Here is a 21,726-nt window from a genome sequence, read left to right as displayed (position 1 = left end):
CGTCGCAGCGGTTCGATGCAGATCGACGCGCAAGGAGCAAACGCGGGCGATGGGAGCCAATAAAACCGGAAAAGGGCCGCCCGATCAGGCGGATGGCCTCTCCGGCGCCAGATCGTCCGCCGGCGGTCTCGGGAGGCCTGGGGATGTCCGGTGGACCATCCCCAGGCCTCCCGGCCGGACTATGCGGACGCCATCAGCTTCGGATTCTTCTTCCACTCTTCCATGATGACCTGGGCCTTGTGCCGATCCTCGCTGCCGAGGCTGGCGCCGAGTTCATGGGCCTTGGCCTCCAGCCCGTCACGGTCGGGACCGGGTTGGGTGGCGGCGGCGGCCATGATGTACCAGACATAGGCCTGGATCGGGTTGTGAGCCTTGCTGTCGCGGTTGGCGTAAAGGGCGCCCAGATTGGTCATGGCGCCGGCATGGCCCTGCGCCGCGGCCTTGCGCAGCCAGTCCACGCCCTCGACCAGATCGGGGCGGCCGGCCCAGCCATGGGCCAGCATCAGACCCAGATTGACCTGGGCGCCGACATTGCCCTGTGCGGCGGCCTTGCGGTACCAGACCGCCGCCTCGCTATAGTCGGGGGCGCCGGCCAGACCGTTGGAATGGATCAGGCCGAGATTGAACTGGGCGTTGACGTTGCCCTGCTCCGCCGACCGGCGGCACCATTTTAGGGTTTCCGCATAGTTCTGGGGCACGCCGTGGCCGCGGGCGTACAGCAGGCCCAGATTGACCTGGGCCACCGGATGCCCCTGTTCGGCCGCCAGCCGGTACAGCTCCGCCGCCTTGGCCGGATCGGCCTGCACGCCGGTGCCGTGCTCATGCATGATGGCGAGCGCAAGCTGCGAATTCACGTAGCCCTGGTCAGCAGCGCGTTGATACCAGAAAAGCGCCTGCTCGATGTCGCGCTCCACCCCCTGGCCGTTGGCATAGAGCGAGGCAAGCGCGTGCTGGGCGATGGCATAGCCCTGCTCGGCCGACCGGCGGTACCAGTCGGCGGCGGCGGCGACGTCCTGGGCGACACCCTGACCGTAGGCGTGGAACAGGCCGATGTGGTGCTGCGCCTCGGCATGGCCGCCCTCGGCAGCCTGGCGGTACCAGTGCAGGGCCTGGGCGATGTCCGGACCGATCCCCAGACCATTGGGATAGAGCAGGGCCAGATTCGCCTCGGCCGTCGGCGGGCTGGCCTTCGACACGGTCTTGTACCAGCGCACCGGCAGGGCATTGTCCTGGGCAGCGCCTTCGCCGTTGGCATAGCACAGGCCGAGCGAGAACTGCGCCTCGACATGGCCCTGCTCGGCCGCCTTGCGGAACCAGTGGGCGGCGTCGCCGAAGTCGCGCACCACCCCCTGGCCGCGGGCATAGAGCTGGCCCATGCGGTACTGCGCCTCGGCATGGCCGTGTTCAGCCAGCGGCATCCAGTCGGTGACGGCGGCGGCATAGTCTTCCGCCTCGAAAGCGGCGAGGCCACGCTGGAAATCGGGCTTGCGGGTACCGGTGGATTTGCTTCGCTTCAACAGCTTGCCGAACAAGGTCAGGGCTCCCGCAGGCTTTCGTCGACCCCGCGCAGAATCGGGCGGAGGAAATAGGTGATGATACGGCGCTCGCCGACCTTGATGTCGGCAATCAGCGGCATGCCGGGGATCAGGCGGAAGTTGGAGGGGACATTGTCCAGCGTGGTCGTCAGCAGCTTGATGCGCGCACGGTAGAAGAGCATCCCGGCGGCATTGTCCTTGTTGGAGAAGGAGTCCTCGCTGATCGTCACCACCTCGCCGTCGAGCGAGCCGTGCTGCATGTAGGGATAGGCGTCGAGCTTGACGCGCACCTTGTCGCCGACCTGGACGAAGGCAAGGTCGCGGGCGTCGATGTTGGCCTCGACCTCCAGGGGTGCTCCGACCGGGACCAGGGTGAAGAGCGGCTCGGCCTCCTTGGCGATCGAACCGGGGGCGGCCTTGGGCGAAACCTCCAGAACGATGGCGTCGACCGGGGCGTCGAGCTGGACCAGCGACTGGCGCTTGCGCGCCTTGGTCAGCTGCTCGCGCAGGGCCTCGCGCTCGTTGCGCTGGGAGGTCAGCTCCTCGATGATCTTGCCGTTCCACTGCTGGACGAAAACGTCGCGGTCGGCGAGCAGAGCCTGCAGATCGTGGCGGTTGCCCTGCAACTCGTTCTGGTTCAGGACCAGATTGCGCTCGATGTCGATGCGGTCGCTGGTGGCCTGCAGCAGGTTCAGCTTGCTGCCGACCTGGGTGGCCAGCAGCGTGGAACGCATGGTTTCGATCTCGCGCACCACCTTCAGCCGCTCGTTCAGATGGACGCGGTCCATCTCGTACTTGGAGACGTTGGACTGAAGCCGGGCGAGCTTCTCCTCGTAGCTCTGCATCTGCGACTGGTACTGGGCCTGACGCTCGCGCCACAGCGACTGCTGCAGCGTGCCGTAGCCGTAACGGTCGCTGCCGCCCACGAAGGTCTTGCCGTTATGCTCCGCTTCCAGCCGGTCGATCAGTGCGTCGGCGTTGGCGAGGCGGGATTCCAGCTGGAGGACGTCGGCCTGGGTGAAGGTCGGATCCAGCGTCGCCAGCACGTCGCCCTTGCGCACGACATCGCCGGGACGGACGAGGATCTGCTTGATCGCCGCCATCTCCAGCGGCTGGACCATCACGTTGGGCTCGGTCGAGATGATCTTGCCCTGGGAGGCGACGATCTTGTCCAGGTAGGACAGCGACGCCCAGGCGATCAGCCCGATGACGAACAGCGCCAGCAGATGCAGCGTGACGCGCGCCAGGAACGGATCGGGGGCGTTCTGGATCGCCTCCGTGTCCTTCTGGAAGGCACCGATCGCCGCCTTGCCGCGTGCCTTGGCACGCTTGTCGAGCGGAGTGGCCGGCGTGCGCGGAGCCACGTCGTTGGCGGGAACGCGCACCGTCTCGATTTTCGCAAACTTTTGTGCGGTCGGCTTTTGTGCGGACACGGGCGCGCGCTCCTAGATGTGCCGGTTCTGCTGGTGCCAGAGATGCTGGTAGATGTCGCAGCGCTTCAGCAGTTCATCGTGCTTGCCGCTGTCGACCACCTTGCCGCGGTCCATCACCAGGATGGTGTCGGACGGCACCAGGGACGACAGCCGGTGCGAGATGATGATCATGGTCCGGCCACGGGCGATGTTCATCAGGTTGGCCTGGACGATCGCCTCGCTCTCGGCGTCGAGCGCGGAGGTGGCTTCGTCCATGATCAGGATCTTCGGGTTGGTCAGGAGCGCACGGGCGATGGCCAGACGCTGGCGCTGACCGCCGGAGAGGTTGGACGAGCCTTCCTCCAGCATGGTGTCGAGGCCCTTGGGCAGCCGCTCGACGAACTCGTCGGCGCCGGCCAGTTGGATGACCTTCAGGATCTCTTCGGTCGTCGCCCCCGGCTTGGCGGCGGAGACGTTCTCGCGGATGGTGCCGGTGAACAGGAAATTGTCCTGCAGCACCACGCCGATCGAGGCGCGCAGATGGTCGAGGTCGTATTCGCGCAGGTCCCGGCCGTCGATGCGGATCAGCCCTTCCTGCGCCCGGTGCAGCCCCTGCAGAAGCCTGGTCACCGTGGTCTTGCCCGAGCCGGAGCGGCCCATCACCCCGAGGATGGTGCCCTCGGACGCGGTGAAGGACACGCCGTCGAGCGCCGGCGGCGACGAGGGGGAGTAACGGAAGCGGACCTCCTGGAAATCGACCGTGCCGCGCAGCGGCGTGCGCAGGCCGCGGCCGGTGCGGCCCTCTTCCGGGGCGTGGTTCATGATCGTGCCCAGCATCTGGACCGAGATCGACACCTCCTGGAACTGCTGCACCAGCTGCGCCATCTGCAGCAGCGGCTGGGTGACGCGGCCGGCCAGGATGTAGAAGGCGATCAGGGCACCCATCATCAGGTCGCCGTTCAGCGCCAGATAGGTGCCCAGGCCCAGCAGGCAGGCCATCATCAGCTGGTTCAACGGCTGGGCGACGGTCTGGCCGATGATCATGATGCGGCCGACGTCGAAACGCTGTTCGGCGGCGCGGGCGACGCGGTGGTCCCATTCCAGCTTCTGACGGCCATCGAGCGCCAGCGACTTCACCGTGCGCATGCCGTGGATGTTCTCGATCAGGAAGGACTGCTGGCGCACCTCGGCCTGATACAGCTCCTTCAGCCGGCCTTTGATCAGCGGGATCATGATGCCGATGTTGATCGCCATCAGCACGGAGAAGGCCAGGACCAGGACGGTCAGCGGCACGCTGTACATGAACATGATCGGCAGGAAGATCACCAGCGAGACCGTGTCCAGCAGCGTCATGAAGAGCTGACCGGTGAGGAAATTGCGGATGCGCTCGGCCTGCTGGGCGTTCTTGACGATCTCGCCCGACGAGACCCGCTCGAAATAATGCATCGGCAGGCCGACGAGCTTGTTGAAGACCTGCACGTTCATCTTCGCGTCGATCTTCTTCGTCGCGTAGAGCATCAGGTACTGGCGCAGGTAGGAGAAGGCCGCCTCGAACAGGATGACGCCGACCATGCCGATCATCAGCACGCCGAGCGTGCCCATGCTGCGGTGGACCAGCACGCGGTCGATCACCAGCTGGAAGAAGATCGGCACGGCGAGCGCGAACAGGCTCATCAGGATCGCCGCGATGCCGATGTCGCGGAAAATGCGCTTGTGGCGCAGGATCTCCACCAGGAACCACTTCAGGCCGAAGGGCTGTTCGGTGTCGGTCAGGCCGTAGTCGCGCTTCAGCAGCACGATCTCGCCGGCCCAGGCCTGGCTCAGGCGGATGCGGTCGACCGGGAGGATGAGTTCCTGGCCGGCCAGCGGATCCTGCAGGATGGCGACGTCGGTGTCGCCCTGCTTGCCGAAGCCGAGCACGACCATCGAGTTGCCGTTGCGCAGGCGCAGGATGGCCGGGAAGGCATCGTGGAGCTTTCCGAGATCCTCCCAATCCAGCGTCGTCGCTTCGGCCTTCAGGCCGATGGACTTGGCGACGCGCAGCAGGCGGGCGGTGTCCAGCTCCTCGTTTCCGATGACATTGCTGTGCTGAAGCCGCTCGGCGGAAACGTCCAGGCCACGCTGGCGCGCGACGGCAGCCAGGGAGTGCAGCCCGGTGTGGGCGCAAGGGACTTCGGCAGCGAGTGTCATGGGAACCGCCATAAAGGATAAGGAGTGCGTCGCGAAAGCAAGGTCTTCATACCGCCTGATCACCCGGTTTCGATCGACCGTACGCTCCTTGGGCTCCGGGGCGCGATGAAGCGCGTGCGTCCGCCACCTGCGGACGATGCATACCCACGCGATTCCGCTGGAATAGCAGAATTGGGCCAACAGCGGCAAGCCATCTGTCCCCAATGGCATCCCTCATCCATCATATGTCCCCGGTTCGTGTGTTCGTTGCGGCACAGCGGACCGTAGGGGCGAGATGCCGCTTGCGGACAGTGTGCGGTCGTTGCTATCGACCGATGGCACGGTTCTTTGCCGGCAAAGACTTAACGCCAAGCGGTCAGCCCGATGAAAAAGCCTTCACGAAAGCAGGCCAAGGCGAAACGCCCGGCCATCCCGGCCCCCTCCCCGCGGGCCGCAGCCCCAGGGACACCCACCGGGACGGCTCCGGCGGCGGAGGCCGGCTTCGCGCGGGCGCTGACCCTGCACCGGGAGGGCCGGGTTGCCGAGGCGGAGGCCGGATACCGCAGCGTGCTGGCCGCCGATCCGGGCCATCCCAACGCCAACAACAACCTTGCCATCATCCTGCGCGCCCGCGGCGACTGGGACGAGGCGCTGGGCTGCTACCGCCGGGCGCTTGCCCGCAACGCGGCCGACCCCTTCGTCCACAGCAACCACGGTTGCCTGCTGCTGGACATGGGCCGGGCCGCGGAGGCCGAGGAGGCGCTGCGCACCGCCGTCCGGCTGAAGCCCGACTATGCCGAGGCCCATTTCAACCTGGCCAACATCCTGCGCAACCGCGGCGACCGCGAGAGCGCCCGCGCCGCCTACGGCGAGGCGCTGCGCCTGAAGCCGGACATGGCGGCGGCGCTGTGCAATCTGGGCGACCTGCACAAGGGGGGCGTCGAACTCGCACGGGCGGTGGAATGCTTCGTGGCCGCCCTGAAGGCGGACCCGAAATCGGCCGAGGCCTGGAACAACCTGGGCGAGACGCTGAAGGAGATGGGCCGCATCGAGGAGGCGATCGGCGTCTTCCAGAAGGGGCTGGAGGCCAACCCCACCCATACTCTGATGCACTCCAACCTGCTGCTGGCCCTGCACTACACCCCGGCCGTCCCGCCCGAGACCGTTTTCAAAGCCCATGCGGGATGGGCGCAGCGCCATGCCGATCCGCTGCTGCCCGCCGGCAAGCGCCACGCCAACCCGCGCGATCCCGAACGCCGCCTGCGCGTCGGCTATGTCTCGCCGGACTTCTGCGCCCATTCCGTCGCCTTCTTCGCCGAACCGCTGATCCGCGAGCATGACCGCAACCGTTTCGAGGTGTTCTGCTACCACGCGGCCGCGCGCTCGGACGTGGTCACCGAACGGCTGAAGGGGATGGCGGACGGCTGGCGGTCGCTGGTCGGGGTGGACGACGCGCGCGCGATGGCGCTGATCGAACAGGACGGCATCGACATCCTGGTCGACCTGACTGGCCACACCGCCAACAACCGGCTGACCCTGTTCGCCCGCAAGCCGGCGCCGGTCCAGGTCAGCTGGCTGGGATATCCCGACACCACGGGCATGCGGGCGGTCGACTGGCGTCTCAGCGACGCCATCGCCGAACCGCCGGGCGAGGCCGACCGGCTGAGCGCCGAGCGCATCGTCCGCCTGCCGCACGGCTTCCACAGCTACCGCCCGCCGGTGGACGTCGCCCCGCCGGCCGAGCCGCCGTCGCGCGCCAACGGCCATGTCACCTTCGGGTCCTTCAACAACACCTCCAAGGTGACGGGGGAGGTGGTGCGGGTCTGGTCGGAGATCCTGAAGCGGGTGCCGAACTCCCGCCTGATCGTCAAAAGCGCCCAGATGGGCGACGAGGAGACGCGCCGGCGCTACCTGAACACCTTCGTCCAGCACGGGATCGACGCCGGCCGCATCGAGCTGCTCGCCCGCATCGACGCCGCCAACGGGCACCTGCGCGCTTACGACCGCATCGACATCGGGCTCGACCCCTTCCCCTACAACGGCACCACCACCACCTGCGAGGCCTTGTGGATGGGCGTGCCGGTGGTGACGGTGGCCGGCGCCAGCCATGTCGCCCGCGTCGGCGCCAGCCTGCTGACCCATTGCGGCCTGACCGAGCTGATCGCCGCCGACGAAGCCGGCTACATCGCCACCGCGGTCGCCCTTGCCGGCGATGCGGACCGCTTGGACGAACTGCGCCGGACCATGCGCGACCGGCTGAACGCCGCCCCGCTGACCGACTACAAGGGCTTCGCCCATCAGGTCGAGGCGGCCTACCGCGCCATGTGGCGCGACTGGCTGACCCGCAGCGCCGCCTGAGGGAGCGCCGTCCAGGAGCGTCGAGAGGAGACGGCGCGGCTCGCCGGTACCGTCTCCCGCTCCCAGCAGGCTTTACCGCCCGGAGGTCACAGCCCCCGCAGGCCTCCCTGGCCGGCCGTCTCCAGGAACCAGCGGTAGGTGGTGGCGAAGCCGTCGCGCAGGGAGGTAGGCGCGGTCCAGCCCATCCCGGTCATCCGGCTGACCTCCATCAGCTTGCGCGGGCTGCCGTCCGGCTTGGAGGTGTCGTAACGGAACTCGCCCTCATAGCCGACGACGTCGCGGATCAGCTCGGCCAGTTCCCGGATCGACACCTCGATCCCGGTGCCGACATTGACGTGCGGCTCACCCGAATAGTGCCGGGCCAGGAAGACCAGCCCATCGGCCAGATCGTCGGCGAACAGGAACTCGCGCTTGGGCGCACCCGTCCCCCACAGCTCGACGAAGGGCAGCCCCTCCACCTTGGCGCGGTGGATCTTGGCCAGCAGGGCGGCGGCGACATGCCCCCCCTGCAGGTCGAAATTGTCGTTCAGGCCGAAGAGATTGGTCGGCATCGCCGAGATGAAGTCGCAGCCATACTGGCGCCGGTAGGCCTGGCACATCTTGATGCCGGCGATCTTGGCGATGGCATACCACTCGTTGGTCGGCTCCAGCGGGCCGGTCAGCAGGGAGTCCTCGCGCATCGGCTGCTCGGCCAGCCGGGGATAGATGCAGGAGGATCCGAGGAAGACCAGCTTCTTCACAGCCGTCCGGTAGGCGCCGTGGATGATGTTGGTCTCGATCGCCAGATTGTCGTAGAGGAACTCGGCCGGCCGGGTGGAGTTGGCGAGGATGCCGCCGACGGTTGCGGCGGCGACGAAGACCACATCCGGCTTCGCTTCGGCCATCCAGTCCTCGACCTCGGCCTGACGGCGCAGATCGACGCGGTCGCGGCCGACGGTGAGCAGGTCGCACCGCTCGCGCTCCAGCCGGCGGACGATGGCCGCCCCCGCCATGCCGCGATGCCCGGCCACCCAGACCCGTTTCCCTTCCAGGGAGAAAAGCGATTCCGTCCCCACCCTTGCGCCCCATGCCGCTATGAAAAGCCACCGCTGTCGTAGCATCGGGCCGGCAGGGAATCCAGCCCGCTCCACTCGACTTGACAAGCGCCGGTCCGGCGCGGGATCGTCCGCCCGCTCTTCGGGCCGGCGCCCGGCAGCAGCCGACAGCAACCGCCGACATGGCCGGGCGATGCGGGCCACCGGTGCGGGCGGCCGGATTTGCGCAGAACTGGGGTTTCCATCATGATTCCGAATTTGGCCTTTACCTGGCAGCTCACGGAGGTCCATGGCTGGGGGCTGGTGGGTGTCCACACCGCCCTCTACCTCGCCGATCAGGGCCGGCCTCCGCTGTTGCTGGAAAAGCCGCTGATGGGCACCCTGCGTCCGGAGAACCGCGCCAAGCTGCAGCCGCTGGAGGCACCCTACCAGCAGATCGCCGCCATGGCCGACAACGCCAAGGGCCACATGCTGCTGCTGAAGGAATTCGACGTCCTGCACGCGCTGGGCAACGGCTTCACCGCCGGCGGCCCGTCGACGCGCTTCCGCGGCCGGCGCAACATCGGCGTCATCGCCTATGAGCAGACCCGCTTCACGCCCGAGGTGATGGCCCGCGCCCGCCACTACGACCGCATCGTCGTTCACTCGACCTACAACAGGCAGCTTCTGGAGATTTGGGGTTTCGACAATGTCGGCCTCGCCTTCCAGGGCATCGACCCGACGGAGATGGTCGAGGCGGAGCCGAGCGGCCGCTTCGGCGACCGCTTCGTCGTCTTCTCCGGCGGCAAGCTGGAGTTCCGCAAGGGCCAGGACATCGTCCTGGCCGCCTTCCGCGCCTTCCGTCAGCGCCATCCCGACGCGCTGCTGGTCACCGCCTGGCAGAACGCCTGGCCGGAGGTCGGCATGACCATGGCGGAATCGCCGCTGGCGCCGAAACCGCCACGGACTCTCGCCAACAACATGGTCGACGTGAAGACGTGGGCGATGGAGAACGGCGCCGACGAGGAGGGCTTCGTCGATCTGGGCTTCCTCGGCCGTCATCAGATCGCCGGGATCCTGGCCGACTGCCACGCCGCCGTCTTCCCCAACCGCTGCGAGGGGGCGACCAACCTCGTCGCCATGGAGGCGATGGCCTGCGGCGTGCCGGTGGTGCTGTCCAACAACACCGGCCACCGCGACCTGCTGAAGAGCCCGACCCAGGGCGACGACCTGTGCCTGACGCTGGACCGCCAGGTGCCGGTCGCCGACCGCGACGGCAGCCGCTTCGGCTGGGGCGAGTCCTCGGTCGACGAGCTGGTGGAGGCGCTGGAGCGGCTCTATGCCGACCGTGCCGCCGCCAAGGCCCGCGCCGCCCGCGCCAAGACCTTCATCCGCACCGAGCGCAGCTGGCGCGCCTTCGCCGAAGCGTTCGTCGACGCCACCCAGTAAGCCCGCCGCCGAAAGGCATTTGCCGGATGCCCACCACCCTTGCCCTGCTCTGCCCCCAGGAGGATGCCCGCCATCTCGGCGCGGTGCTCGCCGTCGCCAACCGGGATCTGGTCGTGGTGACGGCGACCGACGCGGCACAGCTGGAGCGGGCGGTGGCGGGCGCCGAAAGGGTCGACCGCATCGTCGCCTTCCGCACCAACAGCATCGTGCCGGCGGATCTGCTGCTGCGGGTCCCGGGTCCCTCCTACAACTTCCACCCCGGGCCGCCCGGCTATCCCGGCCGGCATCCCTTCGCCTTCGCGCTGTATGACGGAGCGGCGCAGTATGGCGTCACCGCCCACGAGATGACGGAGCGGGTGGACGCCGGTGCGATTGTCGGCGCCCTGTCCTTCGCGCTGCCGGACCGGCCGGATGCGGACTGGCTGATCGACCGGACATACACCGCACTGGTCCACCTGTTCGTGATGCTGGCCCCGCAGCTGGCCCGGACCGGCGAGCCGCTGCCCCGCACCAACCTGATCTGGGATCAGAGCCGCCGCTGCACGCGCAAGGCGCTGGACGCGCTGCGCGACCTGCCGCCCGACATCGGGGGCGAGGAGATGGAGCGCCGCATCCGGGCCCTGCGCAGCGTCCGGCACGGGGGCATCCGCCCCCACCTGACCCTGCACGGCCGCCGCTTCGTGCTGGACGAGGATTAGACGGGGATTAGAAGAGGACGGGGATCAGCGCCCCACCCCGTCCAGGGCGTCGAGCAGCCGCGAGGCGGCGGCGTCCCAGGTGAAGCTGTCCATGAGATGGCGGGCGGCGTCGCGGCGTTCGCCCACGGGATCGCGGATGACGCGGGCCAGGATGTCGGCCGCGGCGTCCTCGTCCGGATGCCACCAGTCCAGCCCGTGGAAGGGCGGATAATAGGCGTTGCTGTAGGGCATCAGCGCCGGGCCGGTGGTGCAGGGGATCAGGTGGGCGACATCGTCGTTCAGATAGGCGGTGTAGGCGCTGTGCCTGGGTGCGATCAGGCCGGCGCCGAGGCAGCCGGCACGGGTGATCGGCAGGTCCCAGCCCTCGCCATGCGACAGGCTGAGATAATGGGTGGCCATGGCGTAGAGGCTGGCGATGCCCTGCTCGTCGTAGCGGTCGGTCAGCAGGGCGATGGGGGCGGCCTCCTCCACCCGGCGGCCGGTGGCGCGCATGCCCTGCTCGACCAGCCGGCGCACCTCTCCGGCCAGGGAAGCCCCGCCCTTGCCAACCTTCAGGATCAGGATCGCGTCGTCGTCGGCACGGGTGGCCCGCAGCCAGACCCGCAGAAGCCCGTCCAGGTTCTTGCGCGCGACGAAATCCGAGATGTTGAGGGCGCGCACCCGGTAATCCATCACCGGCCGGCCGCGCGGCCCCATGATGGACGGCGGCATCGCCCCGGCATCCGCCGGATTGGGGGCTATGCCGGGCGGGCAGACATGGATGCGGTCTTCCGGATGGCCGGCGGCGATCCAGGCCAGGCGGGAGGAGTCGGTCGGCACGATCACCCTGTCGTGCTCCCGGCTGCAGACGGCCCAGCTGTCGGGGATCCGCGGCCCTTCGAACATGGTGTAGTTGACGGTCGGCACGCCGGGGATCGGTTCGACCAGCGGCGGGGTCAGCACGCTGAGCGCCAGCCGGGACCGCAACGGCTCGGCCAGCCGGCGCGATGCCGCCTGCAGGATCGGGTCGGCGAAGGACGGGCGCCAGCTCTCCTCGCCCTTCAGCCCGGCAAGCCGCAGAGTCTGACCCCGCTCCATCAGGCTGCGCACGAAATGCTGGGCGAAGTCGCCGTAGCCCGACAGGACCGAGAAGGGCGCGCGGACCAGCAGCCCGTCGGGAAGCTGCGGCCGGCCGGCCTCGTCAGCGATCCGGCGGTAGAGCCGGGCGCGGGCGATGGCGTCGGCATCGGCCCCCGGCATCGGACCGCCATCGCACAGCGTCTGTTCCGCCAGATCGGGATGGCCGAGCGACAGCAGGCATGCCGACAGATGGTTGCGGGCGTCGGTGTGGGCGGGGCGCTGCGCCAGCACGCCGGTCAGGATGGCGCAGGCTTCGGCATGCTCACCGTTCGACATCAGCGATACCGACAGCAGCACCCGGCGGTCGGGGTCGTCGGGGGCGAGCCGGGCGGAGCGGCGAAGATGGCGCGACGCCCCGGCATAATCACCCAGCCCATGCAGCAGGTTGCCCAGCCGGTCCTGCACTTCCAGCCGCTCGGGCATCAGCGCCGCGACCATGCGGAACTGGGCGACGGCCTCCATCCGGGCGCCTTTCGCCTGCTGGATCACCGCCAGATTGATGCGCGCCTGGAAGAAGAGGGGATCGAGCGTCACCAGGCGCGACAGGCGCCCCTCGGCCTCGTCCAGGCGCCCCATCCCGTACAGGATGACGCCGGCGAGGTTGAGCGCCGCGCAGTCGTTGGCGTTCTCATGCAGGGCCTGCTCGACCAGGGCCAGGGCATCGTCGTGGCGACCGGCCCGGTACAGCTCTGTGGCATGCGCGATGTCTTGACCCATGAAGCGGCTATCCACTGACCTGACGGGACGAAGGGCGGAAGGAGGACGGGCGATGCGGGCTTGGCGGAAATCGCGGCTCTCCAGACTGCGGCCATAGCACGGCATGTTTTTTCCGGTCAACCGACGGCGACCCGCTTCCCCGGTCAGCTTGCGGAATTGCAATCCCCACCCCCCACCGGCCATAAAGGCGTCCTGCCCTTCACGAGCCAGTCCATGACCCAGCCGCAGATCTTTCTCATCCCGGCCGTCCAGGCCCACCAGACCGACCGGCTGGACGAGGCGCGGCGGCTGTACCGCAAGGCGCTCATGATCGACCCGGCCCAATCCGACGGGCTGCAACTGCTGGGTCTGGTGGAGAAGCGGTTCAACCGGGCCGGCGCCGCGGTGGCGCTGATGCGGCGGTCGCTGCGGCTGGTCCCGGACTTCACCACGGTGCGGCAGAACCTGTGCCGCACCTTGCAGGGGATCGGCGACCACAACGGCGCCCTGGCCCTGCTTCGGCAGCTGGTGGCCGAGCTTCCCGGCGATGCCGAGACCCTGTACCAGTTGGGCAGCACGCTGCTGCGGCAGGAACGGCGGCGGGAGGCGGCCGGGCCGCTGCGCCGGGCCGCCCGACTGCGCCCGGACCATCTGGAGACCCGCATCGCCCTCAGCGAGGTGCTGCTGCTCGAACCCACCTCGCAGGGCGCGGAGTTCGAGGAGTCCCTGCGCAACGCCAAGGCCGCGGTCGCGCTGGCTCCCGGGAACACGGTCGCCCACCTGCAGATCGCCCTGGTGCTGGAGGAGATGGCCCGCGCGGCCGAATCGCTGGCGGCCTGCCGCCGGGCGTTGCGCGTGGAGCCGGGCATGACCGACGCCCGCCACATCGCCGGCATCAACCGGCTGCGGCTCGGCGACTTCGTCGGCGGCATGGCCGATTTCGAAGCGCGCAAGAACAATGTCTGGTTCCAGGCCGACGGCAGCCCGACCCCGGTCTGGGACGGCCGGCCGCTGCCCGACGATAGGGTGGTCCTGGCGGCCGAGGGCGGCTGGGGCGACATGATCCATTTCGTCCGCTACGTGACGCAGGTCGCCCGCATCTGCGGCGAGGTGGTGGTGGTCTGCCCGCCGCGCCTGCAACGCCTGCTGTCGACCGTGCCCAACCCCGGAAACATCCGCTTCAACCCGGAGCACATGCCTCCGCTCCGGGCGCGGGCGATGTTCCTCAGCCTGCCCCATCTGCTGGGATCGACGGCCGACACCGTGCCGAACCGCCCCTATCTGTCGGCCGATCCCGAGCGGGTACGGCTGTGGACGGACCGGCTGGCCGGGTTGGGCGGCCTGCGCGTCGGGCTGTGCTGGAGCAACGGCGACGCCACCCGCGCCGCCGACCCCAAGCGCTCGGTTCCCTTCGAGTTCGTACGCCCGCTGGCCGCCATCCCCGGCGTCAGCCTTGTGGATCTGCACAAGCAGGACAACGCCGCCAAGCGCCTGACGGATGCCGACGAGGGGCTGCTCCACCGGCTGGGTCCGGATTTCGACGCCGGGCCGGACGCCTTCCTCGACACCGCGGCTGTGATGAAGGCGCTGGATCTGGTGATCGCCATCGACAGCTCCGTCCTGCATGTCGCCGGCGCTCTGGGCGTCCCGACCTGGCTGCCGGCCCCCTACCGGATGGACTGGCGCTGGATGAACGATGCGGAGAGGAGCATCTGGTACCCATCCTTGCGGATTTACCGCCAGGACCGCCAATGGGACTGGTCCGGCCCGATGGCCCGCATCGCCCGCGACCTCGCCCGCGCCGCCGGGGCGAAGGCGGCCGGGCTGTCTCCCGACCTGCTGCCGCAAGCCGGCTGACAGTGCGGGTGGAACATTTGGAACGCCGTGAAACAGAAATCCACGCCTGTTCCATTGTTCCACAGGTGCAGCCGGCTGACGGGTCTTTCTATCACGCGGCAGGGGCGGAGATAAGCGCGGCCTGAAAAATCCACCGCGGCAGGACGGGACGCCGGCGCGCGGTCCCGCTTAGAGTGTGATCGGTTCAAGCGGAATCGCTTGAAGCGTGAATCACACGAAAAACCAAAAGACTAGAGTCCGTCCGGTGCTTCAATAAGCATCAGACGGACTCTAGCGCTTGCGCGCCGCGAAGATGATCGGGGTTTCCCAATGCAGGCGCCGGGCGAGCCAGATCGCCGGCTCCAGCAGGCCGGAGCGGTGGACGAAGGTGACGATGCGCTTGGCGACCGACAGCGCCGCCCAGTCGCCGAATCCCAGCGTGCGCAGCCGCTGCTCGAAGACTCCCCAGCCCCAGTCCAGCACCTCCAGCCCGCCGGGATGGCGGCCGAGCCAGCGGTCGAACCAGGGGCGGTCGATCAGGTTGAGGGTGTCGACATAGGACGGGTCGCGCCCGAACAGCCGGACATACAGCTTCGCCAGCCCGGCCGGCATCCGCGGCAGCCACAGGATGCCGTAATGCCCCTCCCACCAGGAGCCGTAGTTGGGCACGACGATCAGCAGCAGCCCCCCCGGCTTTAGCACGCGCAGCGCCTCGTCCAGCACCGCCGCCGGGTCGCCGACATGCTCCAGCACGTTGGAGGAATAGACGATGTCGAAGCTGGCGTCCAGAAAGGGGATCGCCTCGCCGGTGGCGTCGCGCACCGCGTCCGCCGGCAGGCCGTAATGGTCGATCAGCCGGCGGCAGACGTCGAGGGTGGAGCTGTATTCGCCCATGCTGGGCTCGATGCCGTGGATGTCGAGCCCATGGGCGGTGCGCCCGCGCACCACGGTCATGCCGCAGCCGGACCCGACCTCCAGGATGCGGGCCTTTCCGGCGTCGATGCCGGCGGCCGCGGCCGTCCGCCGCAGCTCCGCCACCTGTTCGTCGGCGCGCGCCTCCGACAGCATGTCGCGCACGACGTCCGCCACCGGCACGCGGGTGACGCCGCCGATGAAGCCGCTGTCGATGTAGCCGCGGGACAGCAGCCGGCCCAGCTCCGTCCAGTCGGGCGTCTCCCGACCGGGTTGAGCCGTCCGGCCCTCCTGCCCCGCCGCCGTCTCAGCCATTCTTCGTCGCCCGGATCACGAAGATCGTGGCGCTCTTCATCCGGCCCAGCCGGTCCTGGATGCACTCTGCCTTGAAGCCGTTGCGCTCGAACAGCGCCACGATCTCCTCGATCGAATAGAAGGTCTTGTAGGGCGGATAATACCAGTCCTCGACCTGGGCCTGGATCGACACGTTGTCGGCGCGGCGGTTGATCTCCTGCCCCTTGAGGACGCAGGCGGCCTTGGTCAGGCCGGTGAAGAAGCCGCCGACCAGCTTGCGCCGGGCCGGCGTGTCCATGTAGGCGCGGCAGAAATGGCGCACGCCCTCATGCACCGGCGACAGCCAGGTCTTCAGGTAGAGGCCGAGATAGACGGTGCCGCCCGGCTTGGTGACGGCCATCAGGTTGCGCATCACCTTCATCGGGTCGGGGGCCATCATCGCGACACCCCAGCACCAGACCAGATCGAACGGACCGAGGTTCGTGTCCAGTTCCTGGAGATCCTGGTGGTGGAACTCGATGTTGTCGCGGCCGAAGCGCTGGGCCTGCTGGCGCGCGGTGGCGAGGCTGTCCGACGACACGTCGACCGACACCACCTGTTCCGACATCTCCGACAGGATGACCGAGCAGATGCCGTGGCCGCAGCCGGCATCGAGCGCCCGGCCGATCTGCCGCTCGGTCAGAGTCTCCAGCATGTACTTCTTGGTCTCGTCGTAGATCGGCACGAAACGGGGCCAGAAGTCGTCGTAGAATTCCTTGGTCGCGAGATCCATGGGGCTGCCCTCCCGCCCGCTGAGGGCGTCGCTTTGGTCGTGATGACGGTGGTCTTAAGGGGTGCCGGACGGCGCCGCGGGCGAAGCCGTCCAGGGGGAATAGGCCTTGATGCGCCGAGCCGACGCATCCGGTTCGACGAACAGCCGGGCATTGCGGTTCAGCAGGGCGGCCAGCTGGCTGTAGCCGCTGTGGGCGCTGACGCCCAGCACATCGGCATTCATCAGCACATGGAAATCCTGCAGGAACTCCAGCCCCGTCCACGGCTTCACCGATCCGTCTCCGGCCGGATCGTCCCTGGCCAGATCGTCAAGCGAGACCGGCGCGAACTCCGCGAAGTCGGCGATGGTCGCGGGATCGTCGGTGGCGATGTAGAGCACCGGCCGGTCCAGCGTCGGCCACAGCGCCTTCAGCCAGTCGACGTACCAGGAGGTCTCGGTGATGGTGTAGCGGAACCAGACGAAGTCGCCGCGGCGGATGTGCAGCGCCACGACCGTGTTGCCGCGGGCCTTCAGCGCCTGCATCACCGGATCGACATGGCCCAGCCATTCCGGCCGCGGCCGCAGCCAGGACTGCACCCGCTCGCGCCACTCCTCGCGATGCTCGAACAGGAACAGCGGCGAGAGGATTTCGACGTCCGGACGCGGGTCGTCGCGCCGCCCGGTCACCAGATCGTTCAGGATGCGCCGGGCGAAATGCATCGGCTTCAACCCGCCGGTCGGCCTGGGGTCGTCGAGGTCGAAGTAATAGCCGCCGACCCAGTCCGGCGTCTCCAGCCGGTAGCCGAATTTCTCGGCATAGAGCCGCAGCAGCACATATTCCAGGACGTTGTGGGCGAAGCGCCCGTGGGTGGCCAGCGTCGAGGAGCAGATGCGCGGCTGCGACGGGTCGGGGTTGGCCGGCCGCTCCAGTCGCCTGCCCTGCCGGGCCAGGACCTGTTGCAGCCCGGCGATCGACTTCACCGTGAAGAAACGGCTGCCATGGCCGTGCACGCCGGCCAGCACCTCCACCGCCCGGTCGACCTCGCCGGCCGCCAGCCAGCTTTCGGCGATGGCGGTCAGGCATTCGATGCGGAAGGCGTTGGGGTCGGCAAGGTGGGGATAGCGGTAGTCGGCGAAGAAGCGCCGCGATTCCTCGTAACGCCCCTGGCGCGCCAGCAGGGCCGACAGCATGTCGATGGCGCCGGCCACGTCGCTGCCCGGGCTGGTCAGCGCCAGCCGCAGCACCTGCTCCGCCTCGCCCTCGCGGCCGAGGCCGGTCAGCACGTCGGCCAGCCGGGTCAGCGCCAGAGCGACGCCGGCGCGCGCGGCGCGGGCATAGCTGTCGACCGCCGCATCGGCCAGTCCGGCGGCATGCTCGGCGTTGCCCCGATTGTAGAGGGCACCGCCCTGCTCCGGTTCGATGGCAAGCGAACGGCGAAAGCAGACCAGCGCCTCGTCCAGCCGGCCGAGTTCGACCAGCAGATTGCCCAGATTCATGTGGGCGGCGGCGAAGTCCGGCCGCAGGACGAGTGCGGTCCGCTGGCTGCCCTGCGCCAGGGCCAGGGCATCGGCATCGACGGCCCCGCCCTGGCGCAGCGCGATGCCCAGATCATGGTAGGTCTCGGCCCGCTGGGGAGAGAGACGCAGCACGCGGCGGAAGGAGACGGCCGAAGCCGACCAGTCGCGCGGGCCGCCACGGCTGCACAGCAGGCTGGCGAGACCATGATGCGCCGCCTCCAGCGCCGGATCGATCGCCAGGGCGCGCCGTTGTGCCGCAGCCGCCTCGTCCACCCGGCCGAGATCGGACAGGATGCCGGCGAGATTGCAGCAGGCGTCGGCCATGTCGGGGGCGATGTCGAGCGCCGCGCGGATCAGCTCGATCGCCTTGTCGCGCCGACCCAGGCGGCGTTCGCTCAACCCCAGCAGATGCAGGGCGGCGGCATTGCGCGGATCGGCCTCCAGGATGCGCAGATACAGCGTGCGCGCCTCGTCCAGGCGGCCGGTGCGATAGAGCCCGACGGCAATCTGCAATGCTTCGGCAACGGTGGTCATGACGATCCGTACTGTGCGGCATCCACGCAAAAGGGCGGCTGGCCGGTTCGGCGCGCACCCTATCGTCACCGGATAGGCGCATCAACTCAGTTGATGGCGATGCGCCGGATATCCCGGCCCCGTCCTCCCGTCTTTCCCCGTGTCCTTCACAGGACACGAACTCAAGAACCTTGCCTTGCCAGGATCCTTTGAGGATATTGCCCGATCATCAACGCCGTACAGATCAAGGGTCGGTCCTTTGCGCAAAGTTGCCCTCATCACCGGCGCCACCGGCCAGGATGGCGCGTATCTTGCCGAGCTTCTGCTGGGGAAGGGCTATATCGTCCACGGCGTCAAACGCCGGTCGTCGTCCTTCAACACGGGCCGGGTGGAGCATCTCTACCGCGATCCGCATGAAGAGGACGTGCGCTTCTTCATGCATTACGGCGACCTGACGGACAGCACCAACCTGATCCGTCTGGTCCAGCAGATCCAACCGACCGAGATCTACAATCTGGCCGCCCAGAGCCACGTCCATGTGAGCTTCGAGACGCCGGAATACACCGCCAACGCCGACGGCATCGGCACGCTGCGCCTGCTGGAGGCGATCCGCATCCTGGGCCTGGAAAAGACCGCGCGCTTCTACCAGGCCTCGACCTCGGAGCTGTACGGCAAGGTGCAGGAGACGCCGCAGCGCGAGACCACGCCCTTCTACCCGCGCAGCCCCTATGCCGCCGCCAAGCTGTACGCCTACTGGATCACGGTGAACTACCGCGAAGCCTATGGCATGCATGCCAGCAACGGCATCCTGTTCAACCATGAAGGCCCGACCCGCGGCGAGACCTTCGTCACCCGCAAGATCACCCGCGCGGTCGCCGCCATCGAGCATGGCCGGCAGGACTGCCTGTATCTCGGCAACCTGGACGCCAAGCGCGACTGGGGCCATGCGCGCGACTATGTCGAGGGCATGTGGCGCATCCTGCAGCAGGACCAGGCCGACGATTACGTGCTGGCCACCGGTGAGACCCACAGCGTGCGCGAGTTCGTCGAGCTGGCCTTCGGCCATATCGGCCGCGGCATCGAATGGCGCGGCGAGGGCGTCGACGAGGAAGGCATCTGCCAGAAGACCGGCAAGGTGGTGGTCCGCATCGACCCGCGCTATTTCCGCCCGACCGAGGTCGACCTGCTGCTGGGCGATCCCAGCAAGGCGCGCGAGAAGCTGGGCTGGACCCACACCACAGCCTTCCGCGATCTGGTCCGGGAAATGGTCGAGTCCGACATTCGTCTGGCCGCCAGCGGGGACGATCACCATTGATCTGCCACCATTGATCTGCCGCCATTGACCCGCGACCGATGAGGCGCCGTTCATGACCATCGGAGCGACGGCCCGAAGCGAACCGAAGACCGCGCTGATCTTCGGCGTTTCGGGTCAGGACGGCGCCTATCTTGCCCAGCTGCTGCTGAACAAGGGCTACACGGTCCATGGCACCTCGCGCGACCGGGAGATGTCGAGCTTCGCCAACCTGCGGCGGCTTGGCATCTTCGGCCGGGTCGTGCTGCATTCGGCCGTGCTGACCGACTTCCGCAGCGTGGTCGAGGTGATCGCCCGGATCCGTCCGGCCGAGATCTACAACCTCGCCAGCCAGGCTTCGGTCGGACTGTCCTTCGAACAGCCGGTCGAGACGCTGAACAGCACCATCAACAGCACCATCAACATCCTGGAAGCGATCCGCTTCCTCCGTCTGGACGCGCGCTTCTACAACGCGTCGTCCAGCGAATGCTTCGGCAACACCGGCGAGCCGGCCGACGAATCGACCCCCTTCCACCCCCGCAGCCCCTACGGCGTGGGCAAGGCGGCCGCCTATTGGGCGGTCGCCAATTATCGCGAAGCCTATGGGCTGTTCGCCTGCTCCGGCATCCTGTTCAATCATGAATCGCCCTTGCGGCCGGTGCGCTACGTCACCCAGAAGATCGTCCGCGGCGCCGCCGACATCGCCGAGGGCAAGGCCGACAGCCTGGAGCTGGGAACGCTGTCGATCGCCCGCGATTGGGGCTGGGCGCCGGAATATGTCGACGCTATGGCCCGCATGCTGTCCCTGGACGAGCCGCAGGATTTCGTGATCGCCACCGGCGAGGCGAACCGGCTGGAGGATTTCGTCGCCCAGGCCTTCTCCTGTTTCGGTCTGGACTGGCGCCGTCATGTCCAGGGCAATCCGGACCTGCTCCGCCCGTCCGACATCGCCTTCAGCGTCGGCAACCCCGCCAAGGCGGAGCGGCGGCTGGGCTGGCGCGCCGAACGCCGGATGGCCGAGGTGGTCGCCGGGCTGGTCGACGCCGAGATGGCGCGGCGCGCCGCCGACTGATCCCCATCCCCGTCCTGTCCCCCCTCTGTCCGGAGAGCGCAGTTCATGTCGGCCAAAAGCAGGCTGGTCATCAATGTCGAGGTCGACGACCGAACCGTCCTGTTTCCCGACGGCAAGTTCCTGTCCCACATCGCCCTGAGCGAAGAGGACATGACAGGCGACGGCGCCGTCCGGCTGGAAGGCGTCTTCCTGTTCAACGAAAGCCGGCTGGGGCCGGAGGTCGCCACCCTGCCGGTGGAGGATGCGCGTGAACTGGCGCGGTCGATCCTCGATGCGGTGTTCCAGGGGCGAACCCAGCATGTCCTGTCGGAGACCGCCAAGGTCGCCGTCGTGTTCAACCCGAACGGCTTCGTCCTGCGCTTCGGCGAGGGCGATGCCCTGCGCGAGCTGTTCATCGGCTCGCCCGCCATCGTCCGTCTGGCTCAGGGCATCCTGCGCATGGCGGACCGGCTGTCGGCCCTGCCCCCCCACTGACGGTTTTCTCCAGCCGCAGCCCATCCGGCGTTACGCCCCCGCCGCGCGCACTGGAGCGGAACGGGTCGTACATCTGCCCGGCGTAGCTTTCCAATCGAGAACGGATGACGGTCGGGCAGATGCTCGATCAGGTCATGGGATCAGGTCATGGGCGCGTTGACATCTTCACCGCATTCCACAAAATAGCCGCCAGCCTCATCTGCTGGCGATCCGTCCAAAAACGGTTCTGTCAGACTCTAGGCCATTGGCTTTTCGTGTGATTCGCGCTTCAAGCGATTCCGCTTGAACCGATCGCACTCCAGCCGACGAGAAGGCAACCCGGCCGGCATCGTTCCGTCCGCTGATTCCGACGCTCAGCCATCAACTTGCCACTGCTCTTATACCAGGGTCAGAAAGTTTTGACTTTTGACCCTGGTATCGGCCGCGACGGCGGCCGCGCGGGCACATGCCCGCGAAGCCAAGGCCCGCGGACGCGGGCCGCCCGGCGTCTGAGGGGCTGGAAAGTGCCGACCGCAGGCCGGAACTTTCCAGCACTGGTATTGCACCTTATCGCATTCTTTCAGGAAGCCGCCCGCAAAGGCCGCTCCTGGAATGCCCTGGATGGCTCGGAGACGAA

At 68.1% G+C, this 21,726-nt stretch carries 15 protein-coding genes; 7 read left to right on the top strand and 8 right to left on the bottom strand.

Going from position 1 to position 21,726, the window contains the following annotated elements; genetic code table 11:
- Positions 1 to 179 precede the first annotated feature (179 nt).
- The 3 genes from ABNQ39_RS35625 to ABNQ39_RS35615 are packed head-to-tail and all read right to left on the bottom strand — an operon-like array spanning position 180 to position 5,137.
- Positions 180 to 1,532 (bottom strand): SEL1-like repeat protein, encoded by a 1,353-nt coding sequence (locus ABNQ39_RS35625; RefSeq protein ID WP_376967225.1) that lies wholly within the window; start codon positions 1,530 to 1,532, stop codon positions 180 to 182.
- A gap of 2 nt (positions 1,533 to 1,534) precedes the next feature.
- Complete coding sequence (locus tag ABNQ39_RS35620) at positions 1,535 to 2,968, bottom strand: HlyD family type I secretion periplasmic adaptor subunit (protein ID WP_376967223.1); 1,434 nt, start codon at positions 2,966 to 2,968, stop codon at positions 1,535 to 1,537.
- Positions 2,969 to 2,980: 12 nt separating this feature from the next.
- Positions 2,981 to 5,137, bottom strand: a complete 2,157-nt coding sequence (locus ABNQ39_RS35615; RefSeq protein ID WP_376967221.1) for a peptidase domain-containing ABC transporter — start codon at positions 5,135 to 5,137, stop codon at positions 2,981 to 2,983.
- Between the two features lie 363 nt (positions 5,138 to 5,500).
- On the opposite strand from ABNQ39_RS35615, the gene ABNQ39_RS35610 reads away from it, so the two are divergent.
- On the top strand, positions 5,501 to 7,474 hold the full coding sequence (locus ABNQ39_RS35610) for an O-linked N-acetylglucosamine transferase family protein (RefSeq protein ID WP_376967219.1): 1,974 nt from the start codon (positions 5,501 to 5,503) through the stop codon (positions 7,472 to 7,474).
- Between the two features lie 86 nt (positions 7,475 to 7,560).
- Here ABNQ39_RS35610 and fcl read toward each other — a convergent pair whose 3' ends face one another.
- On the bottom strand, positions 7,561 to 8,574 hold the full coding sequence (fcl, locus tag ABNQ39_RS35605; RefSeq protein WP_376967217.1) for a GDP-L-fucose synthase: 1,014 nt from the start codon (positions 8,572 to 8,574) through the stop codon (positions 7,561 to 7,563).
- A gap of 180 nt (positions 8,575 to 8,754) precedes the next feature.
- On the opposite strand from fcl, the gene ABNQ39_RS35600 reads away from it, so the two are divergent.
- Positions 8,755 to 9,936 carry a glycosyltransferase family 4 protein gene (locus tag ABNQ39_RS35600; protein ID WP_376967215.1) on the top strand — a complete coding sequence of 394 codons (1,182 nt, stop codon included), beginning with the start codon at positions 8,755 to 8,757 and terminating at the stop codon, positions 9,934 to 9,936.
- 26 nt (positions 9,937 to 9,962) lie between these two features.
- Positions 9,963 to 10,634, top strand: a complete 672-nt coding sequence (locus ABNQ39_RS35595; RefSeq protein ID WP_376967213.1) for a formyltransferase family protein — start codon at positions 9,963 to 9,965, stop codon at positions 10,632 to 10,634.
- A 24-nt stretch (positions 10,635 to 10,658) separates the two neighbouring features.
- On the opposite strand, the gene ABNQ39_RS35590 is transcribed toward ABNQ39_RS35595, so the two are convergent.
- Positions 10,659 to 12,470: a tetratricopeptide repeat protein gene (locus tag ABNQ39_RS35590; RefSeq protein ID WP_376967211.1), complete on the bottom strand. Its 1,812-nt coding sequence runs from the start codon at positions 12,468 to 12,470 to the stop codon at positions 10,659 to 10,661.
- Between the two features lie 213 nt (positions 12,471 to 12,683).
- Here ABNQ39_RS35590 and ABNQ39_RS35585 point away from each other — a divergent pair, with 213 nt between their 5' ends.
- Entirely contained in the window at positions 12,684 to 14,306 is a 1,623-nt protein-coding gene (locus ABNQ39_RS35585; RefSeq protein WP_376967209.1) for a hypothetical protein, read from the top strand.
- Positions 14,307 to 14,576: 270 nt separating this feature from the next.
- Here ABNQ39_RS35585 and ABNQ39_RS35580 read toward each other — a convergent pair whose 3' ends face one another.
- Genes ABNQ39_RS35580 through ABNQ39_RS35570 form a run of 3 tightly spaced genes read right to left on the bottom strand, consistent with a single transcriptional unit; the run spans position 14,577 to position 18,294 of the window.
- Positions 14,577 to 15,512, bottom strand: coding sequence for a class I SAM-dependent methyltransferase (locus ABNQ39_RS35580; RefSeq protein ID WP_376967207.1), 936 nt, complete (start codon positions 15,510 to 15,512; stop codon positions 14,577 to 14,579).
- Entirely contained in the window at positions 15,505 to 16,263 is a 759-nt protein-coding gene (locus ABNQ39_RS35575) for a class I SAM-dependent methyltransferase (RefSeq protein WP_376967205.1), read from the bottom strand. The genes ABNQ39_RS35580 and ABNQ39_RS35575 overlap by 8 nt, the downstream gene beginning before the upstream one ends.
- Before the next feature lie 54 nt (positions 16,264 to 16,317).
- On the bottom strand, positions 16,318 to 18,294 hold the full coding sequence (locus ABNQ39_RS35570; RefSeq protein ID WP_376967203.1) for a tetratricopeptide repeat protein: 1,977 nt from the start codon (positions 18,292 to 18,294) through the stop codon (positions 16,318 to 16,320).
- Between the two features lie 238 nt (positions 18,295 to 18,532).
- On the opposite strand from ABNQ39_RS35570, the gene gmd reads away from it, so the two are divergent.
- Genes gmd through ABNQ39_RS35555 form a run of 3 tightly spaced genes read left to right on the top strand, consistent with a single transcriptional unit; the run spans position 18,533 to position 21,110 of the window.
- A complete protein-coding gene (gene gmd / locus ABNQ39_RS35565) occupies positions 18,533 to 19,588 on the top strand; it encodes a GDP-mannose 4,6-dehydratase (protein WP_376967201.1) in 1,056 nt (351 codons plus the stop codon).
- A gap of 52 nt (positions 19,589 to 19,640) precedes the next feature.
- Positions 19,641 to 20,636, top strand: a complete 996-nt coding sequence (locus tag ABNQ39_RS35560; RefSeq protein WP_376967199.1) for a GDP-mannose 4,6-dehydratase — start codon at positions 19,641 to 19,643, stop codon at positions 20,634 to 20,636.
- Between the two features lie 45 nt (positions 20,637 to 20,681).
- On the top strand, positions 20,682 to 21,110 hold the full coding sequence (locus ABNQ39_RS35555) for a hypothetical protein (protein ID WP_376967197.1): 429 nt from the start codon (positions 20,682 to 20,684) through the stop codon (positions 21,108 to 21,110).
- Positions 21,111 to 21,726: the final 616 nt, after the last annotated feature.

It is taken from the genome of Azospirillum sp. A26, from assembly GCF_042604635.1.
In the GTDB taxonomy this organism is placed as follows: Bacteria; Pseudomonadota; Alphaproteobacteria; order Azospirillales; family Azospirillaceae; genus Azospirillum; species Azospirillum palustre.
Note: the sequence above shows the minus strand (reverse complement) of the source record. Positions and strands in the feature narration are given on the sequence as shown.

Excerpts from the sequence above, each read along its gene's own strand:
- ABNQ39_RS35615 (WP_376967221.1), bottom strand. The coding sequence starts at position 5,137 with ATGACACTCGCTGCCGAAGTCCCTTGCGCCCACACCGGGCTGCACTCC.
- ABNQ39_RS35610 (WP_376967219.1), top strand. The coding sequence starts at position 5,501 with ATGAAAAAGCCTTCACGAAAGCAGGCCAAGGCGAAACGCCCGGCCATC.
- fcl (WP_376967217.1), bottom strand. The coding sequence starts at position 8,574 with ATGCTACGACAGCGGTGGCTTTTCATAGCGGCATGGGGCGCAAGGGTG.
- ABNQ39_RS35600 (WP_376967215.1), top strand. The coding sequence starts at position 8,755 with ATGATTCCGAATTTGGCCTTTACCTGGCAGCTCACGGAGGTCCATGGC.
- ABNQ39_RS35595 (WP_376967213.1), top strand. The coding sequence starts at position 9,963 with ATGCCCACCACCCTTGCCCTGCTCTGCCCCCAGGAGGATGCCCGCCAT.
- ABNQ39_RS35590 (WP_376967211.1), bottom strand. The coding sequence starts at position 12,470 with ATGGGTCAAGACATCGCGCATGCCACAGAGCTGTACCGGGCCGGTCGC.
- ABNQ39_RS35585 (WP_376967209.1), top strand. The coding sequence starts at position 12,684 with ATGACCCAGCCGCAGATCTTTCTCATCCCGGCCGTCCAGGCCCACCAG.
- ABNQ39_RS35580 (WP_376967207.1), bottom strand. The coding sequence starts at position 15,512 with ATGGCTGAGACGGCGGCGGGGCAGGAGGGCCGGACGGCTCAACCCGGT.
- ABNQ39_RS35575 (WP_376967205.1), bottom strand. The coding sequence starts at position 16,263 with ATGGATCTCGCGACCAAGGAATTCTACGACGACTTCTGGCCCCGTTTC.
- ABNQ39_RS35570 (WP_376967203.1), bottom strand. The coding sequence starts at position 18,294 with ATGACCACCGTTGCCGAAGCATTGCAGATTGCCGTCGGGCTCTATCGC.
- ABNQ39_RS35560 (WP_376967199.1), top strand. The coding sequence starts at position 19,641 with ATGACCATCGGAGCGACGGCCCGAAGCGAACCGAAGACCGCGCTGATC.
- ABNQ39_RS35555 (WP_376967197.1), top strand. The coding sequence starts at position 20,682 with ATGTCGGCCAAAAGCAGGCTGGTCATCAATGTCGAGGTCGACGACCGA.